Raw genomic sequence first — 22,585 nt, forward strand, 5'->3', positions numbered from 1 at the left:
GAGACCAGGGAGGCCATTGATGGTCGAGGACGCCGTTCGGGCGGAGCTTACCCAGCGATTCGCGGATCGGCTCGCGCATGCCGAGATCGCGAAGCGGTTCGAGGAACTGATGGCCGACGATCAGGTACGGGCGCTGGTCCCGCTACCCGAGGTCGCGGCCGCGGCCCAGCAGTCCGGGCAGGGTCTGGCCGGTGTGGCGGCGGTGCTCTTCGGCGGATACGCCGACCGGCCCGCCATCGCCGAGCGGGCCACCGAGATCGTGGTCGGCGCCGATGGGCGGCGTACCCGGCGGTTGCTGCCCGCGTACCGCACCACGAGCTATGGCGAGCTGTGGGTGCGTTCCGGGGATATCGCGGCCGCCTGGCACGCGGACCCGCGACACCCCCTGCGCGCGGGAGACTTCCTGTGCATCCTGGGCTTCGCCAGCGGCGACTTCACCGCCGTCGAGCTGGCCGGCATCCGGCTGGGCCTGGTGAGCGTGCCGCTGCAGTCGGGTTCACCTGCCTCGCAATGGCATTCGATCATCACCGAGACCGGCGCCCGGACGCTGGCGGTGAGCCTGGAACTGCTCGCGCCGGCGCTCGACTGCGTGCTCGGCGGCACACCGGTGGAATCGATCGTGGTCTTCGACTTCGAACCCGGCGACGACCACCACGCCGAGACCTACGCCGCCGCACAGCGCCGCATCGCGGAGTCGGGAGCCTGGATCAGCCTGGAATCGCTTGCGGCCGTGGCGGACCGGGGCCGCGACCTGCCCGCGGTACCGCTGCACGTCCCCGCCGACGAGGACGAGCTCGCCCTGCTCATCTACACCTCCGGCAGCACCGGCACCCCCAAGGGCGCGATCTACCCGCAGCGCCTGGCGACCGGTATGTGGTTGGGGCCCACGGTCATTCCGGCCCCGGTCATCAATTTCTGCTATATGCCCTTGAGTCACGTCGCCGGCCGCATGGTGCTGAGCGGCACCTTCGCGCGCGGCGGAACCGCGTATTTCGCGGCGGCCAGCGACATGTCGACCCTGTTCGAGGATTTCGGCCTGGCCCGCCCCACCGAGGCGTTCTTCGTCCCACGCGTGTGCGACATGGTGTTCCAGCGCTATCAGAGCGACGTGCAGCGCCGCATCGCCGCGGGTGCGGCCCCCGCCGAGGCCGACGAGGCCGCGAAAGCCGCACTGCGGCAGGACTTCCTGGGTGGCCGCTTGCTCCGGGTCATGGTCGGCAGCGCGCCCATCTCCGCGGACATGAAGGAGTTCATGAACTCGGTGCTGGGCCAGCCGCTCGTCGACGGTTACGGCTCCACCGAGGCGGGCGGCGGCCTGCTCATGGACAACGAGATCCGCCGGCCGCCGGTCATCGACTACAAGCTGGCCGATGTGCCCGAGCTCGGCTACTTCGCCACCGACAAGCCGTACCCGCGTGGCGAGTTCCTGGTGAAGTCGACGCAGCAGATCCCGGGCTATTTCAAGCGTCCCGAGGTGACCGCCGAGATCTTCGACGAGGACGGCTACTACCGCACCGGCGATATCGTCGCCGAGGTCCGGCCCGACCATCTGGTGTACGTCGACCGCCGCAACAATGTGCTCAAGCTGTCGCAGGGCGAGTTCGTGGCCGTGGCCAAGCTGGAGGCCGTCTTCGCCACCAGCCCGCTCATCGCCCAGATCTTCGTGCACGGGTCCAGTGAGCGCTCGCACCTGCTGGCCGTCATCGTGCCCTCGGCGGCAGCCCTCGCGCTCGAACCCGCCGAGATGACCGCGGCCATCACCGAATCCATGCAGCAGATCGCCAAGGACGCCGAACTGGAGTCCTACGAGATCCCGCGCGAGTTCCTGATCGAGACCGAGCCCTTCACCCAGGACAACGGCCTGCTGTCCGGCATCGGGAAACTGTTGCGGCCCAAGCTCAGGCAGCGCTACGGCGAGCGGCTCGAGGAGCTGTACCGCGCGCAGGCGCGGCAGCAGGAGGACGAGCTGCTCGCGCTGCGTCGCGAGGCCGCCGACCGGCCGGTGCTCGAGACGGTGTGCCGGGCCGCCCGCGCCATCCTCGGCGGCGGCGAGCCACAGGCGGATGCGCACTTCACCGATCTGGGCGGGGATTCGCTGTCGGCGCTGTCGTTCTCGACGCTGCTGCGCGAGATCTTCGATGTCGAGGTGCCGGTCGGCGTGATCGTCAGCCCCGCCAGCGACCTGGCCGGGCTGGCCGCCCGCATCGAGGCCGAACGGTCCGGTGCCGGCGGTCGTCCCACCGCGTCGGCCGTGCACGGCGGCAGCGAGATTCGCGCCGCCGACCTCACCCTCGACAAGTTCGTGGACGCGGCGACCCTGGCGGCCGCGCCCGGTCTGCCGCTCGCGCCGCAGCCGCCGCGTACGGTGCTGCTGACCGGCGCCAACGGTTACCTCGGCCGGTTCCTGTGCCTGGAATGGCTGCAGCGCCTGGACGACACCGACGGCACTCTCGTCTGCATCATTCGCGGCCGCGACGCCGAATCGGCGCGCCGGCGGCTGGACGAGGTGTTCGACAGCGGCGATCCCGAGCTGTCGCGGCTCTACCGGGAGCTGGCCGGGCGTCGCCTGCGCGTGCTGGCCGGAGACATCGGCGCACCGAATCTCGGTCTGGAACAAGCGGTTTGGCAGGAGCTCGCCGAGACCGTCGACTTCATCGTGCACCCGGCCGCGCTGGTCAATCACGTGCTGCCCTACGACCAGCTGTTCGGTCCCAATGTGGTCGGCACCGCGGAGGTGATCCGCCTGGCGCTCACCGCGACCCGCAAACCGGTCACCTACCTGTCCACGGTCGGTGTCGCCGATCAGATCGACCCCGCCGTGTTCACCGAGGACGGCGACATCCGCGAGATCAGCGCCGTGCGCACGGTGGGCGACGGTTACGCCAACGGCTACGGCAACAGCAAGTGGGCCGGTGAGGTGCTGCTGCGCGAGGCGCACGACCTGTGCGGGCTGCCGGTGGCGGTCTTCCGCTCCGACATGATCCTGGCGCACAGCGTCTACGCCGGGCAGTTCAACCTGCCCGACATGTTCACCCGCCTGCTGCTCAGCGTGCTCGCCACCGGCCTGGCCCCGAAATCGTTCTACGCCTTGGATTCCGACGGCGGGCGGCGACGGGCCCACTACGACGGCCTGCCCGCGGACTTCACCGCCGCCGCCATCACGGCTCTCGGCGCCCGCGTCACCGCCGGTTTCGAGACCTACGACGTCCTCAACCCCCACGACGACGGCATCTCCCTCGATGAATTCGTGGACTGGCTCATCGAATCCGGCCATCCCATCGACCGCATCGACTCCTACCCGGACTGGGCCGGCCGTTTCGAGACCGCCCTGCGCGCCCTGCCGGAGCGGCAGCGCACCCACTCGGTGCTGCCGCTCCTGCACGCCTACCGCCGCCCCGGCCTGCCCATCGCGGGCGCGGCGCTCCCGGCCAAGCGCTTCCAGACGGCCGTGCAGCAGGCGAAACTCGGCCCGAACGGCGACATCCCGCACCTGACAAGGGAACTCATCGACAAGTACGTCACGGACCTGAGGCTGCGCGGTCTGCTGTAGCCCTCAGTCGCCGCCCGCCGCCTGCCGCCGCGGGGATCTCGAGACCGTGCTGCAGCGCGGCGACGGTGCCGTCGAGTATCTCGTAGAGGCGGTCGAGGGACGGATCGGGGCTCGCCACCCAGTCGTCGAGCCCCACTCCGAAGGCCGCGAAGCAGGTCGCGGCGGCGAGTTTCGCCCGCAGATCGTCCTCGGCCAGTCCGCCGCGGCGGGCGAAACTCCGGGCCAGCGCGTCCCGGCGGCCGAAGGTGCCGGTGAAATTCTCCTGGCGCAGTTGCGGATTGGTGATCAGCACCAGCCGCGCCCGCCGGGCGGTGTCGGCCTGGCGGCGACGCAGCTCGGCCTCGGCATCGTCGAGGAGGAACTCGCGCAGCGCGGCCCGCAGCGCGACGAAGACCGCCTCGTGCGGCGGGCGGCGGTCCAGTGCGGCCAGCAGATAGGACATGACGTCCTCCTCGTGGCTGAAGACCACGGCCGCCTTGGCGGGGAAGTGGCGGTGGAAGGTGCGCCGCGAGACCTGGGCCGCGTCGGCGATCTCCTGCACGGTGGTCTGCTCGAAGCCGCGGCGCTCGAACAGCAGCAGCGCGGCGTCGATCAATTCGTGCCGCACCCTGGCCTTCTCGCGTTCCCGCAACCCGGTCGGTGCCGTCATCCCGCCCTCTCGTGTCGCCGATATCTACCCTGGTGTCTCAAAGTGACACTTCTCAGGATAGTCTGACCGAAGTGTCTCACTGTGACACCAAAGCGAGACGATACGAGAGGACTCCTCCGATGACGCGACGCACCGTGATCACCCTGGTCTCGGCGGCCGTGCTGGCCACCGGGCCGCTTGCCGCCACCGCCCAGGCCGACCCGCCCGTCCGGGCCGAGGGTGCGGCCCCGGGCGCCGTCGTCGGCAATGAGGCGCTGGCGCAGGACCTCTGGATCGACGGCACCGGCTCGGCCCGCAAGCTCACCTACTGGACCCGCGATTCCTCCGATCAGCCCGCGCTGTCCACCGGCGTGGTCTTCACCCCGGCGGGTACCCCGCCGCCCGGTGGCTGGCCGGTGCTGTCCTGGGAGCACGGCACCGTCGGCATCGGCGACGACTGCGCGCCCTCGGTGGCCGGTCGCTCCGACCGCGACATGGGGTTCCTCGCCACCTGGATGAAGCAGGGTTACGCCATCGTTGCCACCGACTACATCGGCCTGGGCACCCCCGGCGTGCACGCCTACCTCGACGGCCGCGCCGAGGCGCACGCCGCCATCGACATGGTGCGCGCCGCCCACGCCGTGGACGACTCGCTGGCCCCGAAGTGGGTGGCGATCGGGCAGTCGCAGGGCGGCGGCGCCGCGGTTTTCACCGCCTCGCTCGCGACACGCTATGCGCCCGAACTGGATTACCGCGGCGCGGTGGCAACCGGTCCGGCCTCGAATATCGTCGACGCCGCGACCCTGATCGGGCCGCATACCCCGCCCATCGGGTCCTCGCACATCACCGCCTACGCGACCTACGTGTTCAACGGCGTGAAGGCGGCCCGCCCGGACTTCGACCTGGACAGCTACCTGACCCCGCTGGGCAAGCAGCTGGTGATCGACGCCCAGACCCTGTGCTTCGCCCCGCTGGCCGAGCGTGCCGCCGGTGTGTCGCTGAACCAGCTGGTGTCGCGGCCGCTGGCGGACGGCGATTTCGTGCCCACCGCGCGGTCGGTCATGGATGTCCCGCTGACCGGCTACGACCGGCCGCTGTTCATCGGGCAGGGCACCAATGACACCGATGTCCCCGCACCGCTGACCGCCAAGCTGGTCGCCGACATGGCCGCGGCCGGAACGCATCCCGAGGTGCACGTCTACGTGGGGAAGGACCACAGCGGCGCCATGCTCGCCTCCCTGGCCGACAGCGTGCCGTTCGTGGCGCGACTGTTCTCCTGACGCGAAAGGCCGAGTGGCACAGAGCCACTCGGCCTTGGCGACTGATGCTCCGGATCAGCCGATGGTGACAGTGGTGTCGATCAGACCGAAGACCTCGCCCTGCGGGCCCGACACGATGCCCATGCGCCCGAAGGGGCTGTCCGACGGGCCCATCAGTACGGTCGCGCCGAGCTCCTTGGCCTTGTCCAGCGCGGCGTCCGCGCCCGCGACCTGGAACCAGGTCAGCCAGTAGTTGGGACCGCCGCCGGGCTGGCCGGTGCTGTCGGCCACGCCGCCCATCGGGCGGCCGTCCGCGCCGGCGAAGGTGGAGTACGGCATCTGCTCGCTGCCGATCTCGTCGAAGGACCAGCCGAAGACCTGCTTGTAGAACTCCTGCGACGGCGTGTACGCGGCGGTGTGCAGGTCGTTCCAGCAGTACGCGCCGGGCTCGTTGAAGATCCCGGCGCCGGTGTGCGCCTTGGCTTCCCATACGCCGAACACCGCGCCCCCCGGGTCCGCGCCGACGAACATGCGCCCGACGTCCATCACGTCGAAGGGCGGCATGAACACCGTGCCGCCGGCCGCCGTGACCGCGCCCGCGACCGCATCGGCACTCTCGGCGGCGAAGTAGGTGGTCCACACCGACGGCATGGCGGCCTCACCCATCTTGGGCCCGATGCCCGCGGCGGGCTTGCCGTTGAGCATCGCCATCAGATACCCGCCCGCCTCGGGCGGACTGTCGAGCACGTCCCAGCCGAGCAGCTGGGCGTAGAAGTCCCGCGCGGCGGCGGGATCGTCGACGGAACAGTCGACCCAACACGGGGTTCCTTGCGGCCAAACCTTGTCTGTTGTGGGCATACGGATCCTCCCGAGAATCGGTCGGTTGCGGCCTGTCGGAGGGCAGGCACATGGTCAGCTAACCATGCTTCCCGGCATTCCGGTCACGGAATACCGACTGGTCACGAACTTGTGTTGGAACATTCCGGGAGCACCCGGGCGTCGACCTGGCCAGTGACAATTCCGGGTTCACGGCCGGTATGGGTAGGCGCCGCCGTCGATGACGATGCGCTGGCCGGTGAGGTAACCGGCGGCGGGGGAGACGAGGAAGGCGACGACGTCGGCTACTTCTTCGGGGCGGCAGACGTGGCCGAAGGGGGAGGTGGCGTCGAGGTCGGCGGCGTGGCGGTGGATGCCGCCGGACAGGGCCGCGGTCAGGCGGTCGCCCATGTCGGAGGCGACCAGGCCGGGGGCGACGATATTGACGTGGATTCCGTTGGGGGATTCCTCTTTTGCGAGGGTGTGGGCGAGGGCTTCGAGGGCGGCCTTGGCCATGTTGTAGGGGGCGCCGGCCGCGCCGAGCGCGTGGGCGGCGACGCTGCTGATCATGATGATGTCGCCGCGTTCGCAGGTGCGCATGCCGGGGAGGACGAGCTTGGTGAGGTGGTGCGGGCCGATGGCCTGAATACGCAGCAGTCGCTCGACCTCCGCCGGATCGGTGTCGGAGACCAGGCGGCCACGGCTGGCGACGCCGCCATTGTGGACGAGGATGCTGATCGGGCCGAGCTCCTTCGTCACGCGGTCGACCATGGCGGTCACGGCCACCGGATCGTCGACCGGGGCGTGCACGGCGAGGGCGGTGGCTCCCAGGGAATGCAATTCGGCCACAGTGTCTTTCGCCGATTGCTCATGGCGCACCCAGTTGACCGCGACCACGGCGCCGCGGGTGGCCAGCGCATGGCTGATGGCGCGCCCGATACCGCGCCCGCCGCCGGTCACGAGTGCGACGCGTCCCGCCAATTCGCCTGCTGCTGTGCTCACCTGATCAACATATGACACCCGCCACGATTGCGGTCGAGAGTGTCGGCCATTACAGTCCGACCGTTGGGTACGCAGAGGTTCCTCAACCACGGGGTCGGGATGCAATTCACCAAGTTCAGGGGACGAACGCTGGGCGCGCTCGCCCTGTTCGCCACCGCACTCACCGTCGGGGTGCTGGTCCGGCCGCTGGCCACCGCCACCCCGGACGCCGGATCACTGGGCGCGGCCTGGACCGCGATCGAGGACGGTCCGCCGAAATATCCTGGCGTGCACATCGATTGGGACGTCCCGATCGCCATGAGCGACGGCACCGTCCTGAAGGCCAATGTGTATCGGCCCATGGACGCCGACGGCCACATCGTCGACACCCCGCTGCCGACGGTCGTCAACCTGACCCCGTACACGAAACTCGTGTCCATGATCGCGGATTCGGCGCTGTCGATTCCCGGCCTGTCGGATGTGCTGTCGAACTTCCTGCAGGGTTTCGACCTGTCCGGCGTCGGCCTCGGCGGTCTCTCCGACCTGGTGAAGGTGGTGCCCGGCGGCGCGGCCCGCGTCTTCACCGCCGACCGGAAGCTGGTCCAGTCCGGCTACACCCAGGTCGTGGCCGACGTGCGCGGGACCGGCTTCTCCGAGGGCGTCTGGCAGGTCTTCCAGGAGCGTGAGCAGCTCGACAGCGTCGAGGTGATCAACTGGGCGGCCCAGCAGCCGTGGTCGGACGGCAAGGTCGGGATGTCGGGCATCTCGTACTCGGCGATCAATCAGGTGCAGGCCGCCGAGCATCAGCCGGACGCGCTGAAGGCCATCTTCCCGGTCGAGCCCGGCAGTGACCTGGTGCGCGATGTGCTCGCCACCGGCGGAGCACTCGGATTCGGTTTCATCCCACCGTGGTTGCTGGGCGTGGACAGCCTGAAACTGCTCCCGGATCTGACCTCGATCTTCTCCGGCGCCTTCGACTGGAAGTGGCTGGCCGACCGGCTGCAGAGCCCGTTCACCTTCTTCGACTACATCATTCAAGCGCTGACAGTGCAGTCCATCCCGGAGATCCCGGACAACCTGAAGAGCATCCTGGAACCCGACAGCAGCCTGCGCACCGCCTGGCTCGGGCATCCGGACCGGGTGCGGGTGCCGACCATGGTCTACGGCGGCTGGCACGACATCTTCACCTACTCCGAACCGCGCATCTACGACGTGATTCCCTTGCCGCCCGGGCAGAAACAGCTGATCATGGGCGACACCTACCACGCCGATCCCGGCAGTGGCTTCGGCGCACCCGGGGCCCCGCCGCGCCTGGACGTGCTGGAGCGCGCCTGGTTCGACAAGTGGCTCAAGGGCATCGACAACGGCATCGACGGCTACGGCCCGGTGACGTTGTTCCAGCAGGGCGGCTCCTGGACCACGACGGACCAATTCCCGCGCAGCGACGTCGATTACCGACGCCTGTACCTGTCCGGCGTGCCCAGCGGCACCGCTCCGATGAGCGTGCACGACGGCAGCCTGGTCGCCGATCCCGCCGGGCCGGAGCGGCTCACCGTCGCGCCCGGCATCAACAGCCTGTGCTCGCGTGATTCGGCGCAGATCACCGCGGGCGTCACGGCCGTCCTCGACGCCTGCGCCAGGGACGCGCGGCCGATGGAACTCAACGGCCTCACCTTCACCAGCCCACCGGTGGCCGCCGCGACTCTCGTCTCCGGGCCGGTGAACGTACACCTCAACACGGTGCTCGACGCCACCGACGGCTACTGGACCGCGACGCTCAACGATGTCGCGCCCGACGGCAGGTCCACGGTGCTGACCTCCGGCCAGTTGACCGCGTCGCTGCGAAAGGTGGACGAAGACAAGGCAACTCGCTCGGCCAACGGCGACTATACCGACCCGTACCCGGTCCTCACCCTGGCCGATCGCGAGCCGCTCGTCCCCGGTCAGCCCACCACCGTCGATCTGGGCCTGACCGCCACCGACGCGGTCCTGCAGCCGGGCCACCGCCTGCGCATCGACGTCTTCGCGTTCAACTTCCCGCGCGGCCTGCCGCTGCGCCCGCTGTTGAACGAGAGCGAGCTGCTGCCCCAGCACATCGACCTCGACCCGAACGCGCCCAGCTGGGTGAACGTCCCTCTCGGCGGAAATATCGGCTGGTAGGGAGAGCAAGAGGCCCTGTCGTCAGCGTGGACGGCAGGGCTTTCCGCTGTCCGGGTTCAGGATTCGAGCACGCCGACCACGTCGGCCTCGGCCATGACATCGTCGAAGGTGTCGCGGGCCAGCAGGTCGGCGTAGAAACCATTGCGCTCCACCAGTTCCCGGTGCGTACCGCGTTCCGCGACGCGGCCCTGATCGAGCACCACGATCTGATCGGCGTCCCGGATCGTGGACAGCCGGTGCGCGATCGTGATGGTGGTGCGATTCGCGGACAGCGCGTCGATCGCCGCCTGCACCTCGCGCTCGGTCCTGGTGTCCAGCGCACTGGTCGCCTCGTCGAGCACCATGATGGGCGGATTCCGCAGGATGGCCCGCGCCACCGCCAGCCGCTGCTTCTCCCCGCCGGAGAAGCGGTAGCCGCGCTCGCCGACCAGGGTGTCGTACCCGTCGGGCAGGCTCATGATGTGGTCGTGGATCTGCGCGGCCCGGGCCGCGGCATGCAATTCCGCCTCTGTCGCATCGGGTTTCGCGAAGCGCAGGTTGTCGGCGACCGAGGAGTGGAACAGGTAGGTCTCCTGCGACACCACGCCCACCGCCGCGGACAGGTCGGCGAAGGACAGCTCCCGCACGTCCACGCCGTCGACGGTGACCCGGCCGGACGTCACGTCGTACAGTCGCGCCACCAGATACCCGAGAGTCGTCTTCCCCGAGCCGGTTTCGCCGACGATCGCCAGGCTCGACCCGGCGGGCACCTCGATATCGATGTCGCTCAGCACGTTCCGATCCGCGTCGTAGGCGAACCCCACGCGCTCGAACCGCACCGCGCCCGTCACCTGCTCCGGCAGGGGCGTCGGCTGCGCGGGCTCCTCGATGTCCGGTCGCAGATCCAGGTATTCGAAGATCCGCCCGAACAGCGCCAGCGAGCTCTGGATATCGACGCCGGTCGACAGCAGCATGACGGTCGGCCGCAGCAGGCCGCTCTGCAGCGTGGTGAACGCGACCAGCGTGCCGATCGACACCAGCGGATGCCCCTGGGCCACGGTCATGCCCGCCGCCCAGTAGATGACCGCCGGCATGGCCGCCATCACGATCGAGATGGTCGACTGCCGCCACCGCCCGGCCATGCTGGAGCGGATCTCCAGATCCACCAGCCCCCGCGATTCCCGGGTGAAATCCTCGACCAGCGCGGGTGAGCGACCCATGGTGCGCGACAACAGGATTCCGCTCACCGACAGCGATTCCTCCACGATCGCCGACATGCCCGCCAGCTTGCGCTGCTTCTCCGCGGTGATGCGCCGGCGCTCGGAGCCGACCCGGCGGCTGATCCACACGAACAGCGGCAGCATGACCAGCGAGATCAGCGTGAGTCGCCAGTCCAGCGCGAACATGGCGATGACCGCCGCGACGACGGAGGTGAAGTTGGAGACCAGCGAGGTGATGGTCGAGGTGACCGTGGACTGCATGCCGCCGATGTCATTGGCGATTCGCGACTGCACCTCGCCGGTGCGGGTGGTGGTGAAGAAGGACAGCGGCATGGACTGCAGCCGCGCGTAGACGGCCGACCGCAGATCGTGCATGACGTCCTGGCCGACCGCGGTCGAGATATAGGTCTGGAAGACGCCGAACACGCTGTTCAGTGCGGCGACCGCGATCATGCCCACGGCCAGCAGGGTCAGCAGTCCGGTGCGACCGTGCGGCAGTGCGTCGTCGATGATGCCGCGCAGCAGGAACGGGGAAGCCAGACCGGCCAGCGAGGCCAAACCCACCAGGGCCGCGACCAGGGCCAAGCGTCCGCGATACGGATGGAAGAGCCGGACGATCCGGCTCAGTTCAGGTTGTGAAGCCATCAGCGCCTCCTTTCGCAGGGAGTCACGCGCTATAACTGAGTTTGGCTCATAATTGTTCCAAGGACAATGAGTTATGCTCTGGATCATGCCGAGCAGTCCTGCAGACGAGTCGCGTACGACGGGCGCGAGGCGTGTCGTTCCCGACGATGACCTGGCCGAACTCTTCCTGCGCACCACCAAACGACTGCGCCGCACGCAGTCGGCGCGGCTGTCGCCGCTCGGCCTCACCCCGGCCCAGGCCCGCGCGCTGCGCATCATCGGCCGTGCCGACGAGCACGGCGGCGAACCGTTGCGTATGTCCGCCCTCGCCGAGCACCTCGGCATCGTGCCGCGCTCGGCCACGACCGTCGTCGACGCGCTGGTCGCCGCCGGACTGGTTGCCCGCGAACCGGATCCGGGCAACCGCCGCGCCACCCTGGTGACCCCGACCGCAGCGGGCCGCCGGGTACTGGCTCGGATGTCCGACGCTCGCCGTGACGCCGCCGAAGAGATCTTCGCTGCCCTCTCGCCCGGCGAGCGTCACACTCTGCGCGAGCTTCTCGCCACCTTGGCAGCCGACGACTGCACACCGCCGAACGCCGCGCTGACCCCGCGAACCGGCCCGGAGTAGCAGGCCGAGGTTCCGGTCGGTCGCGCGGATGGGTGGCCGGGCTGTCGTGAGCCTCGAGTACGGTCGGGAGCGTTGTGCCGATCCGATCTTCACCTCGACCCGGTAAGGAACCGATATGCCACGGGAGCTGGCCGACCTGCCTTTCGCGCGTTTCCTGGAACCGCAGGAGACGCTGCGCGATGAGGGCGCTTACGACTGTGCCCATTTCGATGGTCTCTCACTCGACGATCCGCAGTTGCGCGGGGTTACCTTCACCGAGTGCGCCATCTCGGCCACCACGGTGACCGGCGGTTTCTTCCGGTATTCGCGGTTCAACGATGTCTGGCTGAACGGCACGCGCTGGATCAGGACCGATCTGTCCGAAACCAATTGGATGGATGCGGAATTCGTGCTCGCGGCCATGTCGGGGGTGGAGGCGTTCGGGTCGGCGCTGCGGCGGGTGAGTTTCCACAACTGCAAGTTCGATTCGGTGAATCTGCGTGGTGCGGTGCTCACCGATGTCTCGTTCGTGGATTGCGTGCTGCGGGACGTGGATATCAGCGAGGCGAAGCTGGCCTCGGTGACCTTCCCCGGCTCGGAGATCTCCGGGCTGTCGCTGCGCAATGCCAAGTTGAAGAAGGTCGACCTGCGCGAGGCTCGGTCGATCGGTATCTCCAGTGGGGTCGAATCGCTGTCGGGTGCGCTGGTCACCAATACGCAGCTGCTCGAGCTGGCCCCGGTCTTCGCCCACTCCTTCGGAATCCTGGTCAAGGACCTGTAGACCGAAACGGCCGAGCGGCGCGAGTTAGTAGCGCTAGTGAACTTACTCGAGTTACGCTCCTCACATGACGGAGTGGCGGCCTACGGCGTGCATCCTGTGTGAGTGCAACTGCGGCATCCAGGTGCTGCTCGGGCCGGACGGCCGGTCCTTCGAGAAGATCCGCGGCGATAAGCTGCATCCGGCGTCGGAGGGCTACACCTGCAACAAGGCCCTGCAGCTGGACCGCTACCAGAACGGGCACACCGGCCGGCTGACCTCGCCGCTGCGGCGCCGTGCGGACGGCAGCTTCGAGGAAATCGATTGGGGGACCGCGATTTCCGAGGTGTCGGCCAAGCTGCTGGAGGTCGGGCACCACTTCGGCGGTGAGTCGATCTTCTATTACGGCGGTGGCGGGCAGGGCAATCACCTGGGCGGCGCGTACGCCCCGGCGACCATGGCCGCGTTCGGCATGAAGTACCGCTCCAGCGCGCTGGCGCAGGAGAAGACCGGTGACTTCTGGGTCGGCGCGCGGATGACCGGCTACCCGATGCGCGCGGACGTCGAGCATGCCGAGGTGGCGTTCTTCATCGGCAAGAATCCGTATCAGTCGCACGGGTTTCCGCGGGCGCGCACGGTGCTGAAGGAGATCGCCAAGGATCCGGCGCGGTCGATGATCGTGCTCGACCCGGTGCGCACCGAGACCGCCGAGCTGGCGGACTTCCACCTGCAGCTGCGGCCGGGGACCGACGTGTACCTGCTGACGGCCATGGCCGCGATCCTGGTTCGCGACAACCTGATCGACGAGGAATGGCTGGCCGAGCACACCAGCGGCCTGGATGCGGTGCTGCCGGTGCTGCGGGCTGTCCCGATCGAAAAGTACTGCGCCATAGCCGATGTCGACCTGGATCTGGTGGCCGCCGCGACGCACCGGCTGGCCCGCGCGGACTCGGTCGCCGCGCTCGAGGACCTCGGCGTGCAGATGAACCGGTACTCGACGGTCGTCAGCTATGTCGAGAAGCTGGTCTGGCTGCTCACCGGCAATGTCGGAAAGCCGGGCACCCAATACGCTTTCACCGGCCTGAGCAATCTCGGCCACGACCGCGGGCATCCGGCGGGCGAGGGCCCCAAGAGCCCGGTGGCCGGCGCGCAGATCGTGAGCGGTCTGGTGCCGTGCAATGTGATCAGCGAGGAAATCCTCACCGATCACCCGGCGCGTTACCGCGCCATGTTCATCGAGAGCGCGAATCCGGCGCACTCCCTGGCGGATTCGGCCCGCATGCGCGAGGCGCTGGCGGCGCTGGAACTGGTGGTCGTCATCGACGTCGCCATGACCGAGACCGCGCGCCTCGCCGACTATGTGCTGCCCGCGCCCACCCAGTTCGAGAAGTACGAGGCCACGTTCTTCAACTTCGATTTCCCGCGCAATATCTTCCACCTGCGGCACCCGGTGCTGCCCGCGCCGGCGGGCGTGCTGCCCGAGCCCGAGATCCACGCCCGTCTGGTCGAGGCCGCGGGCGTGCTGAGCGAGGCGGACTACGCGCCGCTGCGGGCCGCGCTCGCGCAGGGGCGGGAGGCGTTCGCCGTGGCCTTCCTGGGGATCCTCGGCGATCCGGCGCGGTCGAAACTCGCTCCCGTGCTGCTGTATCGGACGCTGGGGGAGACGCTGCCCGACGGTGCGGCCTCGGCGGCACTGTTGTGGGCGGCGTCCTACAACATGGTGCGCAAGTTCCCGGCCAGCGTCGAACGCGCCGGGTACGGAACGGGTCTGGAGGCGGGGGAGCGGCTGTTCGAGGCGATCCTGACGGGCGAGCACGGCATCGTGATCTCTGAGGACGATTACGCCGAGACCTGGAATCGGGTGCGCGACAAGGTGATCCGGCTGGAGATTCCGGAGCTGCTGGAGGTGATCGCCACCCTGCCCGTACCGACCGAGGACGACAGCGCGGACTGGCCGTTCATCCTTTCGGCCGGTGAGCGCCGAGCCTTCACGGCCAACACCATCTTCCGTGACCCGGCCTGGCGCAAGCGTGATGCGGCGGGCACCCTGCGCATCAGTACCGGCGACGCCGAGCGGCTCGGGCTGACGGCGGGCGACCTGGTCCGGGTGACGACCCGGCGCGGCACCGCGCAGGTTCCGGTCGAGCCCACCGACCGCATGCGCCCGGGCCACCTGTCGCTGCCCAACGGTTTCGGGCTCTCGGTCGCCGCCCCGGACGGCACCTCTGTCACCACCGGCACCGCCCCGAACGAGCTGACCTCCTTCGACGACCGTGACGAATGGGTCGGCACCCCCTGGCACAAGTACGTCCCCGCCCGCCTGGATACCGTGACCGTATGAAACGAACGAGTTTCGCGAACTGGCCGTGCACCGTCGCCCGCACCGTCGACCTGCTGGGCGACTGGTGGACGCCGCTCATCCTCCGCGAAGCTTTCTACGGCGCCAAGCGTTTCGACGATTTCGAATCCACCCTCGGCCTCAGCCGCAATATCCTCACCCAGCGTTTGAACCGATTGGTGGACGCGGGACTGTTGACCAAGGTTCCGTATCAGGAGCGACCGGTGCGCCACGAATACCGGCTGACCGATCAGGGGCGCGATTTCTTTCCCGTCATCGCGGCCATGATGGCCTGGGGGGATCGGTACCTGGCTCCGGAATCCGGGGAACCGGTGGTTCTGCATCACACGGCGTGCGACCACGATACGCACGCCGAGGTGGTGTGCTCGCATTGCCGGGAGCCGTTGCGGCACGAGGACATTTCCGCTCGGCTGGGACCGGGGTTTCCGGCTCGGCTTCGGAATGCGGCATTAGCGACCGGTCGTTTTGGTGATGGTGATTGAAAAGCCTTGTATCGGAATGGGATTCGGTACGAATGGATAGTGGGGGCGCAGTAGAATTAGTGCATAGGAATCAAGGCTTCGACAGCTGTGGCATCGCTTGGGCTCGTCTGCTGTCGAGTCCGAATCGCTCGTCTCCGGTGAGTCGGGTCGGGATCGTTCGTCTGCTGTGGGTGGAGTCCTGGCCGCGGGTTTGGCGTGGGTGGAGTCTGAACCGGTTGTGGGTGGGGGCGGGGGTGGGCTCTAGGCTGCAGGGACTATGGCCCTGAACGCGACTCTCTACAACGTGAATGTGCAGTTGGCTGATGTGGATCGGGGGGTCTACGAGGAGTTGGAGTTGCGGGTTGCGCGGCATCCCTCCGAGACCGGGGAGTACATGTTGACTCGGATCCTGGCCTATTGCTTGGAGTATGAAGAGGGAATCGCGTTCAGTGATGGTGGCGTCTCTTCCACCGATGAGCCGCCGGTTCTCATCCGCGACCTCACCGGCCGCCTCACCACCTGGATCGACGTGGGCGCCCCGGACGCCGACCGCATCCACCGCGCCAGCAAACTGGCCGACCGTGTAGCCATTTACACTCACCGGGACCCTGCAAAGGTCCTCGCCCAACTCGCCGGCAAACGCATCCACCAGGCCGACCAGATCCCGCTCTACGCCTTCGACCGATCCTTCATCGACGCCGCCACCGCCCTCCTCGACCGCCGCAACACCCTCACGCTCTCGGTCACGGACCGCCACCTCTACCTGGACCTGAACGGCACCTCCCTCTCGACCCCCATCGAAGAACACTCCCTCGCCTAGCTCCCGGCCAACAGGTCGAGCGAGCCGAATTCCACCCCGGGTTTCAGACGACCCGAGCACGCCGCCTCAGGCAAACTGGCAACCACGATGCGTCGAACCCGTCCCCGCCCAGCGATCGCAGCCCTGGCCGTCATAGCCCTGGCTGCGGCCGGCTGCGCTCAGAAGCACTCCGAGCCTCCGGTGGAACAGCCCACGTACACCGGTCCGGCCACTCAGCTCATCACCGTCACCGCCGATTCTCCCACCGCCACCACAGCCACCCTCACCGCCTGGGATCGCGATGGCACACAATGGGTTCGAGCGATCGGCCCCCTGTACGCCGACGTGGGTGCGCAAGGCATCGGCCCCACCAGCGAATCGGCCAACCGTTCCCCGGCTGGAATCTGGACGCTGACAGAGGCTTTCGGCATCTCTGCCAACAACGGCACCAGACTCCCGTATCGCCGAGTGACAACATCGGATTGGTGGGTCTCCGATACCGGATCGCCGTTCTACAACACCCACTACACCTGCGCCCCCGGCACCTGCCCGTTCGATGAGTCCGCGGGTGAGGACCTGGGTGCGGCCGGTCCCGCCTACGATCACGCCGTCGTCATCGACTACAACCGCTCCCCGGTCGTCGCCGGCGCGGGTTCGGCGTACTTCCTCCATGTCGGAGACGGCACCCCGACCGCGGGCTGCGTAGCCCTTCCAGGCGCGGATCTGGACCGCGTGATGCGCTGGCTGGACCCGGCCCATGGCCCGGTCATCGACATCGAGGTCCGGGATCGCCCGGCGAACGCCTGAATCGGCGAAACCTCTGTGCAGGTTCTCACAATGTCGCAAATGCGCCCGAACCGGCTTTGACGTGCGCAAATGCAGAAGCATGGCGGTGCCATTCGGTATTTCCCCGCCTGACCGGTAGCAATCCGAGTGATGTGCATCAGCTATCACCTCGCATACCTGGGATGGCCGGATGTTTCGTTCAACTAAGGTTCGGGTATTCGACCTAGTCGAACGCGATCACCGCAGTTCGGTGATTGTCCGCTGGACGTGTTCGCGGCGTCCTTCGGACGAAAGGATATGGATGATGGGCGCGAGCCTGATGATCGTGGGGGACGACTACCGGGTCCGCAGCGCCCTGCGGGCGGCGATGGAAGGGGAGGGCTACGAGGTCGCCGAGGCAGGCGCGACCGAGGTGGCCCTGGAACGGCTGCGCAATAACGGCGCGCCGGATGTGATGATCGTGGACCTGCTGGTGGGCGGGATGGATGCCTTCACCTGTATACGCGAGGTGCGGCGCGCCCACGAGGTACCGATCATGGTGGTCAGCGCCAGCGCGGACACCCACGACGTGGTCGCGGCCCTCGAGGCGGGGGCCGATGACTTCGTGACCAAGCCGTTCGAGCTCAAGGAGATCAGCGCGCGCATGCGGGCGCTGCGGCGTCGGCCACACCTGGGCGGGCTGCCGGATGATCCGGCGTCCGAGCCGCCGGTGGAGATCGTCCTGGACGCCGATGATGATGCGCCGCTGGTGCTTTCACCGGACGGTGGCGTGGTGCGCCGGGGCGAGGAGCAGATCCCGTTGACCATCACCGAGTTTCGCTTGCTGTGTGAACTCGCGGCGAATCCCGGCCGGGTGCTCAGCCGCACCCTGCTGCTCGAACGAGCTTGGGACGAAGGCTTCTTCGGTGACGAGCGGCTGGTCGACGTCCACGTCCGCCGGCTGCGGACGAAGATCGAGACGGACCCGTCGGAGCCGCGCATCGTGGTGACCGTGCGCGGCCTCGGATATCGCCTCGATATGCCGCGATAGGCGTATTCGCGGGTGTGCGAGGCCACGAAGTCATGGGATCGTCATGAGATCGCAATGAGTTCGCATGGAAGACCTCAAAACTTCACCGTCAGGCTGAAGTGGTCATGCAGATCCAAATCAGCAAATTTGACGCGATATCCCAGCAAACCATCCAGATCCGGGAACCCGTGCTCTCCGACGGCGCACCAATGTGGCGCATTGCGGAGGACTCCCGGGTCCTCGACACCAACTCCAGCTATGCCTATCTGCTGTGGTGCCGCGATTTCGCGGATACCTCGATCGTCGCTGAAATAGACGGCGAGGTAGCCGGATTCGTCATCGGCTACACCAGGCCCGCATGGCCGCACATCCTTTTCGTCTGGCAGGTGGCGGTCGATCAGCCCCATCGTGGGCACGGCCTGGGCGTCGACATGCTCGACGCGCTGCTGGAAAGTGCGGCGGCGCGCGGAGTCACGCAGCTCGAGACCACCATTGCCCCCGACAATCCGGCCTCGGTCGCCATGTTCGCCTCGCTGGCCCGCCGTCGTGGCGCGGCCCTGACCCGCACCACATTGTTCACGGCGGATCAGTTTCCCGGCGGCCATCAGCCCGAGGACCTCTACCGCATCGCACCGGTCACCACCCAGGAGGAATGGCGATGACTAGCCCCGATATGACGGTTTTCGCGGATCTCGAGTCGAATGTGCGCGGCTACTGCCGTTCCTGGCCGACGGTCTTCGACACCGCGTCCGGCGCCTGGCTCCGCGACGAGTCCGGCCGGGAGTACCTGGATTTCTTCGCCGGGGCGGGCGCTCTCAACTACGGCCACAACAACCCGGTGCTGAAGCAGTCGCTGCTCGAGTACATCGCGGGCGACGGCCTCACCCACGGGCTCGACATGTCCACCGTCGCCAAGCGAGATCTGCTGCAGTCACTGCGCGACCGGATCCTGAAGCCGCGCGGCCTGGACTACAAGGTGCAGTTCCCCGGACCCACCGGCGCGAACGCGGTGGAGGCCGCGCTCAAACTGGCCCGCAAGGTGACCGGCCGCACCGAGATCCTCAACTTCACCAACGCTTTTCACGGTATGACGCTGGGCGCACTGTCGGTCACCGGCAATGCCGCCAAGCGGGCGGGTGCGGGAGTGCCGCTGCAGCACGCCACCTCGATGCCCTTCGACGGGTATCTGTCCGGCGCGGACGATGATTCGTTCGAATGGATGGAGCGCGTCCTCGACGATGCCTCCTCCGGCCTGGACAGCCCGGCCGCCGTGATCGTCGAGACCGTCCAGGGCGAGGGCGGAGTCAACCTCGCGAGCGTGCAGTGGCTGCGCAAGCTGGCCGGATTGTGTTCCGCCCGTGAGATTCTGCTGATCGTCGACGACGTGCAGATGGGCTGCGGCCGCACCGGACCGTTCTTCTCCTTCGAAATGGCCGGTATCACACCGGATATCGTCACGCTGTCCAAGTCGATCGGCGGCTACGGCCTGCCGATGGCGCTGGTGCTGTTCAAGCCGGAACTGGACCTGTGGAAGCCGGGCGAGCACAACGGCACCTTCCGCGGCAACAACCCGGCCTTCGTCACCGCCCGTGCGGCGCTGGAGCATTACTGGGCCGACGACGCCCTGGAGACCGCCACCCGGTTCAAGGGTGAGCGCATCGACCGTGCCCTCACGGGCATGTCCGCGGCCTTCGACGGTGTCGGCGCGCGGGGGCGCGGTCTGGTGCACGGCCTGGTCTTCGACGACGCCTCGCAGGCGGAGAAGGTGTGTGCCGCCGCCTTCCAGCGCGGGCTGCTGGTGGAGACCTCCGGTCCCGAGGACGAGGTGGTGAAACTGCTTCCGCCGCTGACCATTACCGACGACGAGCTCGATCACGGCCTGGAGCTGCTGGCCGCCTCACTGGATGCCGTCAGCGGCGGACGGGGGCGCTGACATGATCGTGCGCACCACCGCCGAGATCACCGGCACCGATCGGGATGTCGCGGGCCCGGGCTGGCGCAGCAAGCGCATCGTGCTCGGCGGCGACCGGGTCGGGTTCTCGTTCCACGAGACCACCATCGACGCCGAGACCGTCCACGAATTCCATTACCAGCACCACGTCGAGGCCGTCTGGCTGGTCGAGGGCGAGGGCACGCTGGTCGATCTCGACCACGGCACCACCTACGAGCTGGGCCCCGGCTCGATGTACCTGCTGAACGGCCATGAACGGCACCGCCTCTTCGCCCGGACCCGGATGCGCATGCTCTGCGTGTTCAACCCGCCGGTGACCGGGCAGGAGGTGCACGACGAGCACGGTGTGTACCCGCTCGTGGCCGTCGACTAGGAGTTTCGAATGACTGTGTCCGACAACGGAAGAATCGACCGCTATCGCACCCGCACGGTGGTGGGCACCCCGCCGATCGAGCGTGACGACCCGACGGTGTGGGGTGAGATCGGCAGCCATGCCCTCGCCGATTTCGACGACAACGGCTACGCCGTGGTCGACAGCCTGCTCGATCCGTACGAGGTCGGTGAGGTCGCGGCCGAAATCCAGCGGCTGACCGGCGATCCCGACCTCGTGCTGGACGAGCGCGTGATCATCGAGCGCGAGTCGCATCGGGTGCGCTCCCTGTTCGAGGTGCACCGGCTCAGCGCCATGATCGCGGATCTGGTGCGCGAGGATCGGATTGCCGGTCTGGCGCGCGAGATACTCGGCTCCGAGGTTTATTTGCATCAGACCCGGGTGAACTACATGCCCGGGTTCACCGGCACCGGCTTCTACTGGCACTCCGACTTCGAGACCTGGCACGCCGAGGACGGCATGCCGACGCCGCGGGCGGTGAGCCTGTCGATCGCGCTGTCCGACAACTACCCGTTCAACGGCAGCCTCATGGTCATGCCCGGCTCGCATCGCACCTTCGTCCCCTGTCAGGGTGAGACGCCGGCCGATCATCACCGGGTTTCCCTGCGCGGTCAGGAGATCGGCGTCCCGTCGCAGGCGGCCATCACGGATCTGGCCGGGAAGCACGGCATTACGCAGTTCACCGGGCGGGCGGGTTCGGCGTTGCTGTTCGACTCGAATCTCATGCACGGGTCGGCGGGCAATATCACGCCGTTCCCGCGATCGAATCTGTTCCTGGTGTTCAACAGTGTCGAGAACACGCTGCTCGATCCCTATGCCGCGCCGCATCCGCGGCCGGAGTACCTCGCGAGCCGGGACTTCACGCCCCTGGTGTGATCGGGGAGTTGTCGAGGGTTCGTCTCGTATACCGATGTCGTTCCATGTGGGTGCGATCACATACTTTTCGGATGTGCTGTCTGAGCTGGCGATATGAGTGAGATGACTGCGCTCGATGGAACGACAATGGTTCATCGTGATTGTGGAACGTTGCATCGTACCTCTATGGTTTGACATGGGTCGAACATCGGGCACGCGCCGGTCGGCCGGCGCGTGCCCGGTCGATTCGGCTGCGTCCGAGGGATTTCCGCGCTCGTCGAATCCCGTGACCACTGAGGAACCTTTGCTGCTGGACAAGATTCGCTGGACCGTAGTCGTTCCCCTGCTCGCGGTGGTGATGCTCGCCGCGGTGTGGGGCCGGGAATTGTCGCTGCTGGCCGACATCCCGGTATTCGCTCTGCTGCTGGCAGCGGTACTGGCCGCGGTGCATCACGCCGAGGTCGTCGCGCATCGCGTCGGCGAGCCGTTCGGCGCGCTGGTGCTGGCCATCGCGGTGACCGTCATCGAGGTCGGACTCATTCTGACGCTGATGGTTTCGGCCGGGGACAAGGCCGCGCCGCTGGCCCGTGACACCGTGTTCGCAGCGGTCATGATCACCTGCAATGGCATCTTCGGGATGGCGTTGCTGGTGGGGGCGTTGCGGCGGCGGGTCGCGGTCTTCAATGCGGAGGGCACGGGCGCGGCGCTGGCCACGGTCGCGACCCTGGCCACCCTGAGCCTGGTGCTGCCGACCTTCACGACCAGCGAACCCGGGCCGCACTTCTCGCCCGCCCAGCTGGCCTTCGCGGCCGTCGCCTCACTGGTGCTCTACGGCTGCTTCATCGCCATGCAGACCGTGCGGCACAAGGAGGATTTCCTCCCGGTGGAGCCCGGCACCGACGACGAGGACGAGCACGCGGAGCGGCCGAGTGCGCGCCGCGCGTGGATCAGCGGCGGGCTGCTGATCGCCGCTCTGGTCGGGGTGGTCGGTCTGGCGAAGGCGGTGTCCCCGGCCATCGAATCCGGTGTCGACGCAGCGGGTCTGCCGCGTTCGGCGGTCGGCGTGGTGATCGCAATGCTGGTCCTGCTGCCCGAGGCGCTGGCCGCCGTCCGTGCCGCGCGGGGCGGGCGGGTTCAGGTCGGTCTGAACCTGGCGCTGGGCTCGGCCATGGCCAGCATCGGCCTCACGATTCCGGCCATCGCGGTCGCCTCGATCTGGCTGGATACCCCGCTGCTGCTCGGCCTGGGCGCGACCGAAATGGTGCTGCTGGCAATAACAGTGGTCGTCGGCATGCTCACCGTGGTGCCCGGCCGCGCCACCCTGCTGCAGGGCACGGTGCACCTCGCGCTCTTCGCGGCGTTCGGTTTTCTGGCCGTCGCGCCGTAGGAA

The 22,585-nt window shown here is 67.9% G+C and carries 19 protein-coding genes; 15 read left to right on the top strand and 4 right to left on the bottom strand.

The window, feature by feature from the left end:
* Nucleotides 1-19 precede the first annotated feature (19 nt).
* The gene (gene car, locus ACFXKA_RS26970) at nucleotides 20-3,550 is read left to right on the top strand and encodes a carboxylic acid reductase (RefSeq protein WP_379429403.1); all 3,531 of its coding nucleotides are present in this window, start codon (nucleotides 20-22) and stop codon (nucleotides 3,548-3,550) included.
* On the opposite strand, the gene ACFXKA_RS26975 is transcribed toward car, so the two are convergent.
* Nucleotides 3,519-4,199, bottom strand: coding sequence for a TetR family transcriptional regulator (locus ACFXKA_RS26975; protein ID WP_354844765.1), 681 nt, complete (start codon nucleotides 4,197-4,199; stop codon nucleotides 3,519-3,521). The two genes, car and ACFXKA_RS26975, sit on opposite strands and share 32 nt — an antisense overlap.
* Before the next feature lie 119 nt (nucleotides 4,200-4,318).
* On the opposite strand from ACFXKA_RS26975, the gene ACFXKA_RS26980 reads away from it, so the two are divergent.
* Complete coding sequence (locus ACFXKA_RS26980; protein ID WP_379429404.1) at nucleotides 4,319-5,458, top strand: lipase family protein; 1,140 nt, start codon at nucleotides 4,319-4,321, stop codon at nucleotides 5,456-5,458.
* 54 nt (nucleotides 5,459-5,512) lie between these two features.
* Here the strand turns inward: ACFXKA_RS26980 and ACFXKA_RS26985 are convergent, their stop codons facing one another.
* Together ACFXKA_RS26985 and ACFXKA_RS26990 are read right to left on the bottom strand one after the other, a co-directional pair.
* A complete protein-coding gene (locus tag ACFXKA_RS26985) occupies nucleotides 5,513-6,295 on the bottom strand; it encodes a VOC family protein (RefSeq protein WP_379429405.1) in 783 nt (260 codons plus the stop codon).
* A 168-nt stretch (nucleotides 6,296-6,463) separates the two neighbouring features.
* Complete coding sequence (locus tag ACFXKA_RS26990) at nucleotides 6,464-7,255, bottom strand: SDR family NAD(P)-dependent oxidoreductase (protein WP_379429406.1); 792 nt, start codon at nucleotides 7,253-7,255, stop codon at nucleotides 6,464-6,466.
* 99 nt (nucleotides 7,256-7,354) lie between these two features.
* On the opposite strand from ACFXKA_RS26990, the gene ACFXKA_RS26995 reads away from it, so the two are divergent.
* Nucleotides 7,355-9,394 (top strand): CocE/NonD family hydrolase, encoded by a 2,040-nt coding sequence (locus tag ACFXKA_RS26995; protein WP_379429484.1) that lies wholly within the window; start codon nucleotides 7,355-7,357, stop codon nucleotides 9,392-9,394.
* Between the two features lie 56 nt (nucleotides 9,395-9,450).
* Here ACFXKA_RS26995 and ACFXKA_RS27000 read toward each other — a convergent pair whose 3' ends face one another.
* A complete protein-coding gene (locus tag ACFXKA_RS27000; protein WP_379429407.1) occupies nucleotides 9,451-11,238 on the bottom strand; it encodes an ABC transporter ATP-binding protein in 1,788 nt (595 codons plus the stop codon).
* An 85-nt stretch (nucleotides 11,239-11,323) separates the two neighbouring features.
* On the opposite strand from ACFXKA_RS27000, the gene ACFXKA_RS27005 reads away from it, so the two are divergent.
* From ACFXKA_RS27005 to ACFXKA_RS27060, 12 genes are all read left to right on the top strand, one after another.
* A complete protein-coding gene (locus tag ACFXKA_RS27005) occupies nucleotides 11,324-11,848 on the top strand; it encodes a MarR family winged helix-turn-helix transcriptional regulator (RefSeq protein ID WP_379429408.1) in 525 nt (174 codons plus the stop codon).
* 115 nt (nucleotides 11,849-11,963) lie between these two features.
* On the top strand, nucleotides 11,964-12,608 hold the full coding sequence (locus ACFXKA_RS27010) for a pentapeptide repeat-containing protein (protein ID WP_379429409.1): 645 nt from the start codon (nucleotides 11,964-11,966) through the stop codon (nucleotides 12,606-12,608).
* Between the two features lie 64 nt (nucleotides 12,609-12,672).
* A complete protein-coding gene (locus ACFXKA_RS27015) occupies nucleotides 12,673-14,925 on the top strand; it encodes a molybdopterin-dependent oxidoreductase (RefSeq protein WP_379429410.1) in 2,253 nt (750 codons plus the stop codon).
* Nucleotides 14,922-15,425 (top strand): helix-turn-helix domain-containing protein, encoded by a 504-nt coding sequence (locus ACFXKA_RS27020; RefSeq protein ID WP_354844746.1) that lies wholly within the window; start codon nucleotides 14,922-14,924, stop codon nucleotides 15,423-15,425. The genes ACFXKA_RS27015 and ACFXKA_RS27020 overlap by 4 nt, the downstream gene beginning before the upstream one ends.
* Nucleotides 15,426-15,681: 256 nt before the next feature.
* Nucleotides 15,682-16,224, top strand: a complete 543-nt coding sequence (locus ACFXKA_RS27025; protein WP_379429411.1) for a YaeQ family protein — start codon at nucleotides 15,682-15,684, stop codon at nucleotides 16,222-16,224.
* Nucleotides 16,225-16,404: 180 nt separating this feature from the next.
* Nucleotides 16,405-17,010, top strand: a complete 606-nt coding sequence (locus tag ACFXKA_RS27030; RefSeq protein ID WP_379429412.1) for a L,D-transpeptidase — start codon at nucleotides 16,405-16,407, stop codon at nucleotides 17,008-17,010.
* 283 nt (nucleotides 17,011-17,293) lie between these two features.
* Complete coding sequence (locus ACFXKA_RS27035) at nucleotides 17,294-18,019, top strand: response regulator transcription factor (RefSeq protein ID WP_379429485.1); 726 nt, start codon at nucleotides 17,294-17,296, stop codon at nucleotides 18,017-18,019.
* A 104-nt stretch (nucleotides 18,020-18,123) separates the two neighbouring features.
* Complete coding sequence (gene ectA / locus ACFXKA_RS27040) at nucleotides 18,124-18,660, top strand: diaminobutyrate acetyltransferase (protein ID WP_379429413.1); 537 nt, start codon at nucleotides 18,124-18,126, stop codon at nucleotides 18,658-18,660.
* Entirely contained in the window at nucleotides 18,657-19,931 is a 1,275-nt protein-coding gene (ectB, locus tag ACFXKA_RS27045) for a diaminobutyrate--2-oxoglutarate transaminase (RefSeq protein ID WP_379429414.1), read from the top strand. The genes ectA and ectB overlap by 4 nt, the downstream gene beginning before the upstream one ends.
* A gap of 1 nt (nucleotide 19,932) precedes the next feature.
* Nucleotides 19,933-20,322, top strand: a complete 390-nt coding sequence (locus ACFXKA_RS27050; RefSeq protein WP_354844730.1) for an ectoine synthase — start codon at nucleotides 19,933-19,935, stop codon at nucleotides 20,320-20,322.
* A gap of 9 nt (nucleotides 20,323-20,331) precedes the next feature.
* A complete protein-coding gene (gene thpD / locus ACFXKA_RS27055; protein WP_354844728.1) occupies nucleotides 20,332-21,216 on the top strand; it encodes an ectoine hydroxylase in 885 nt (294 codons plus the stop codon).
* Nucleotides 21,217-21,502: 286 nt separating this feature from the next.
* Complete coding sequence (locus ACFXKA_RS27060) at nucleotides 21,503-22,582, top strand: calcium:proton antiporter (protein ID WP_379429486.1); 1,080 nt, start codon at nucleotides 21,503-21,505, stop codon at nucleotides 22,580-22,582.
* The last annotated feature ends 3 nt before the right edge of the window (nucleotides 22,583-22,585 follow it).

It is taken from the genome of Nocardia sp. NPDC059228 (genome assembly GCF_042754245.1).
Lineage (GTDB): Bacteria > Actinomycetota > Actinomycetes > Mycobacteriales > Mycobacteriaceae > Nocardia.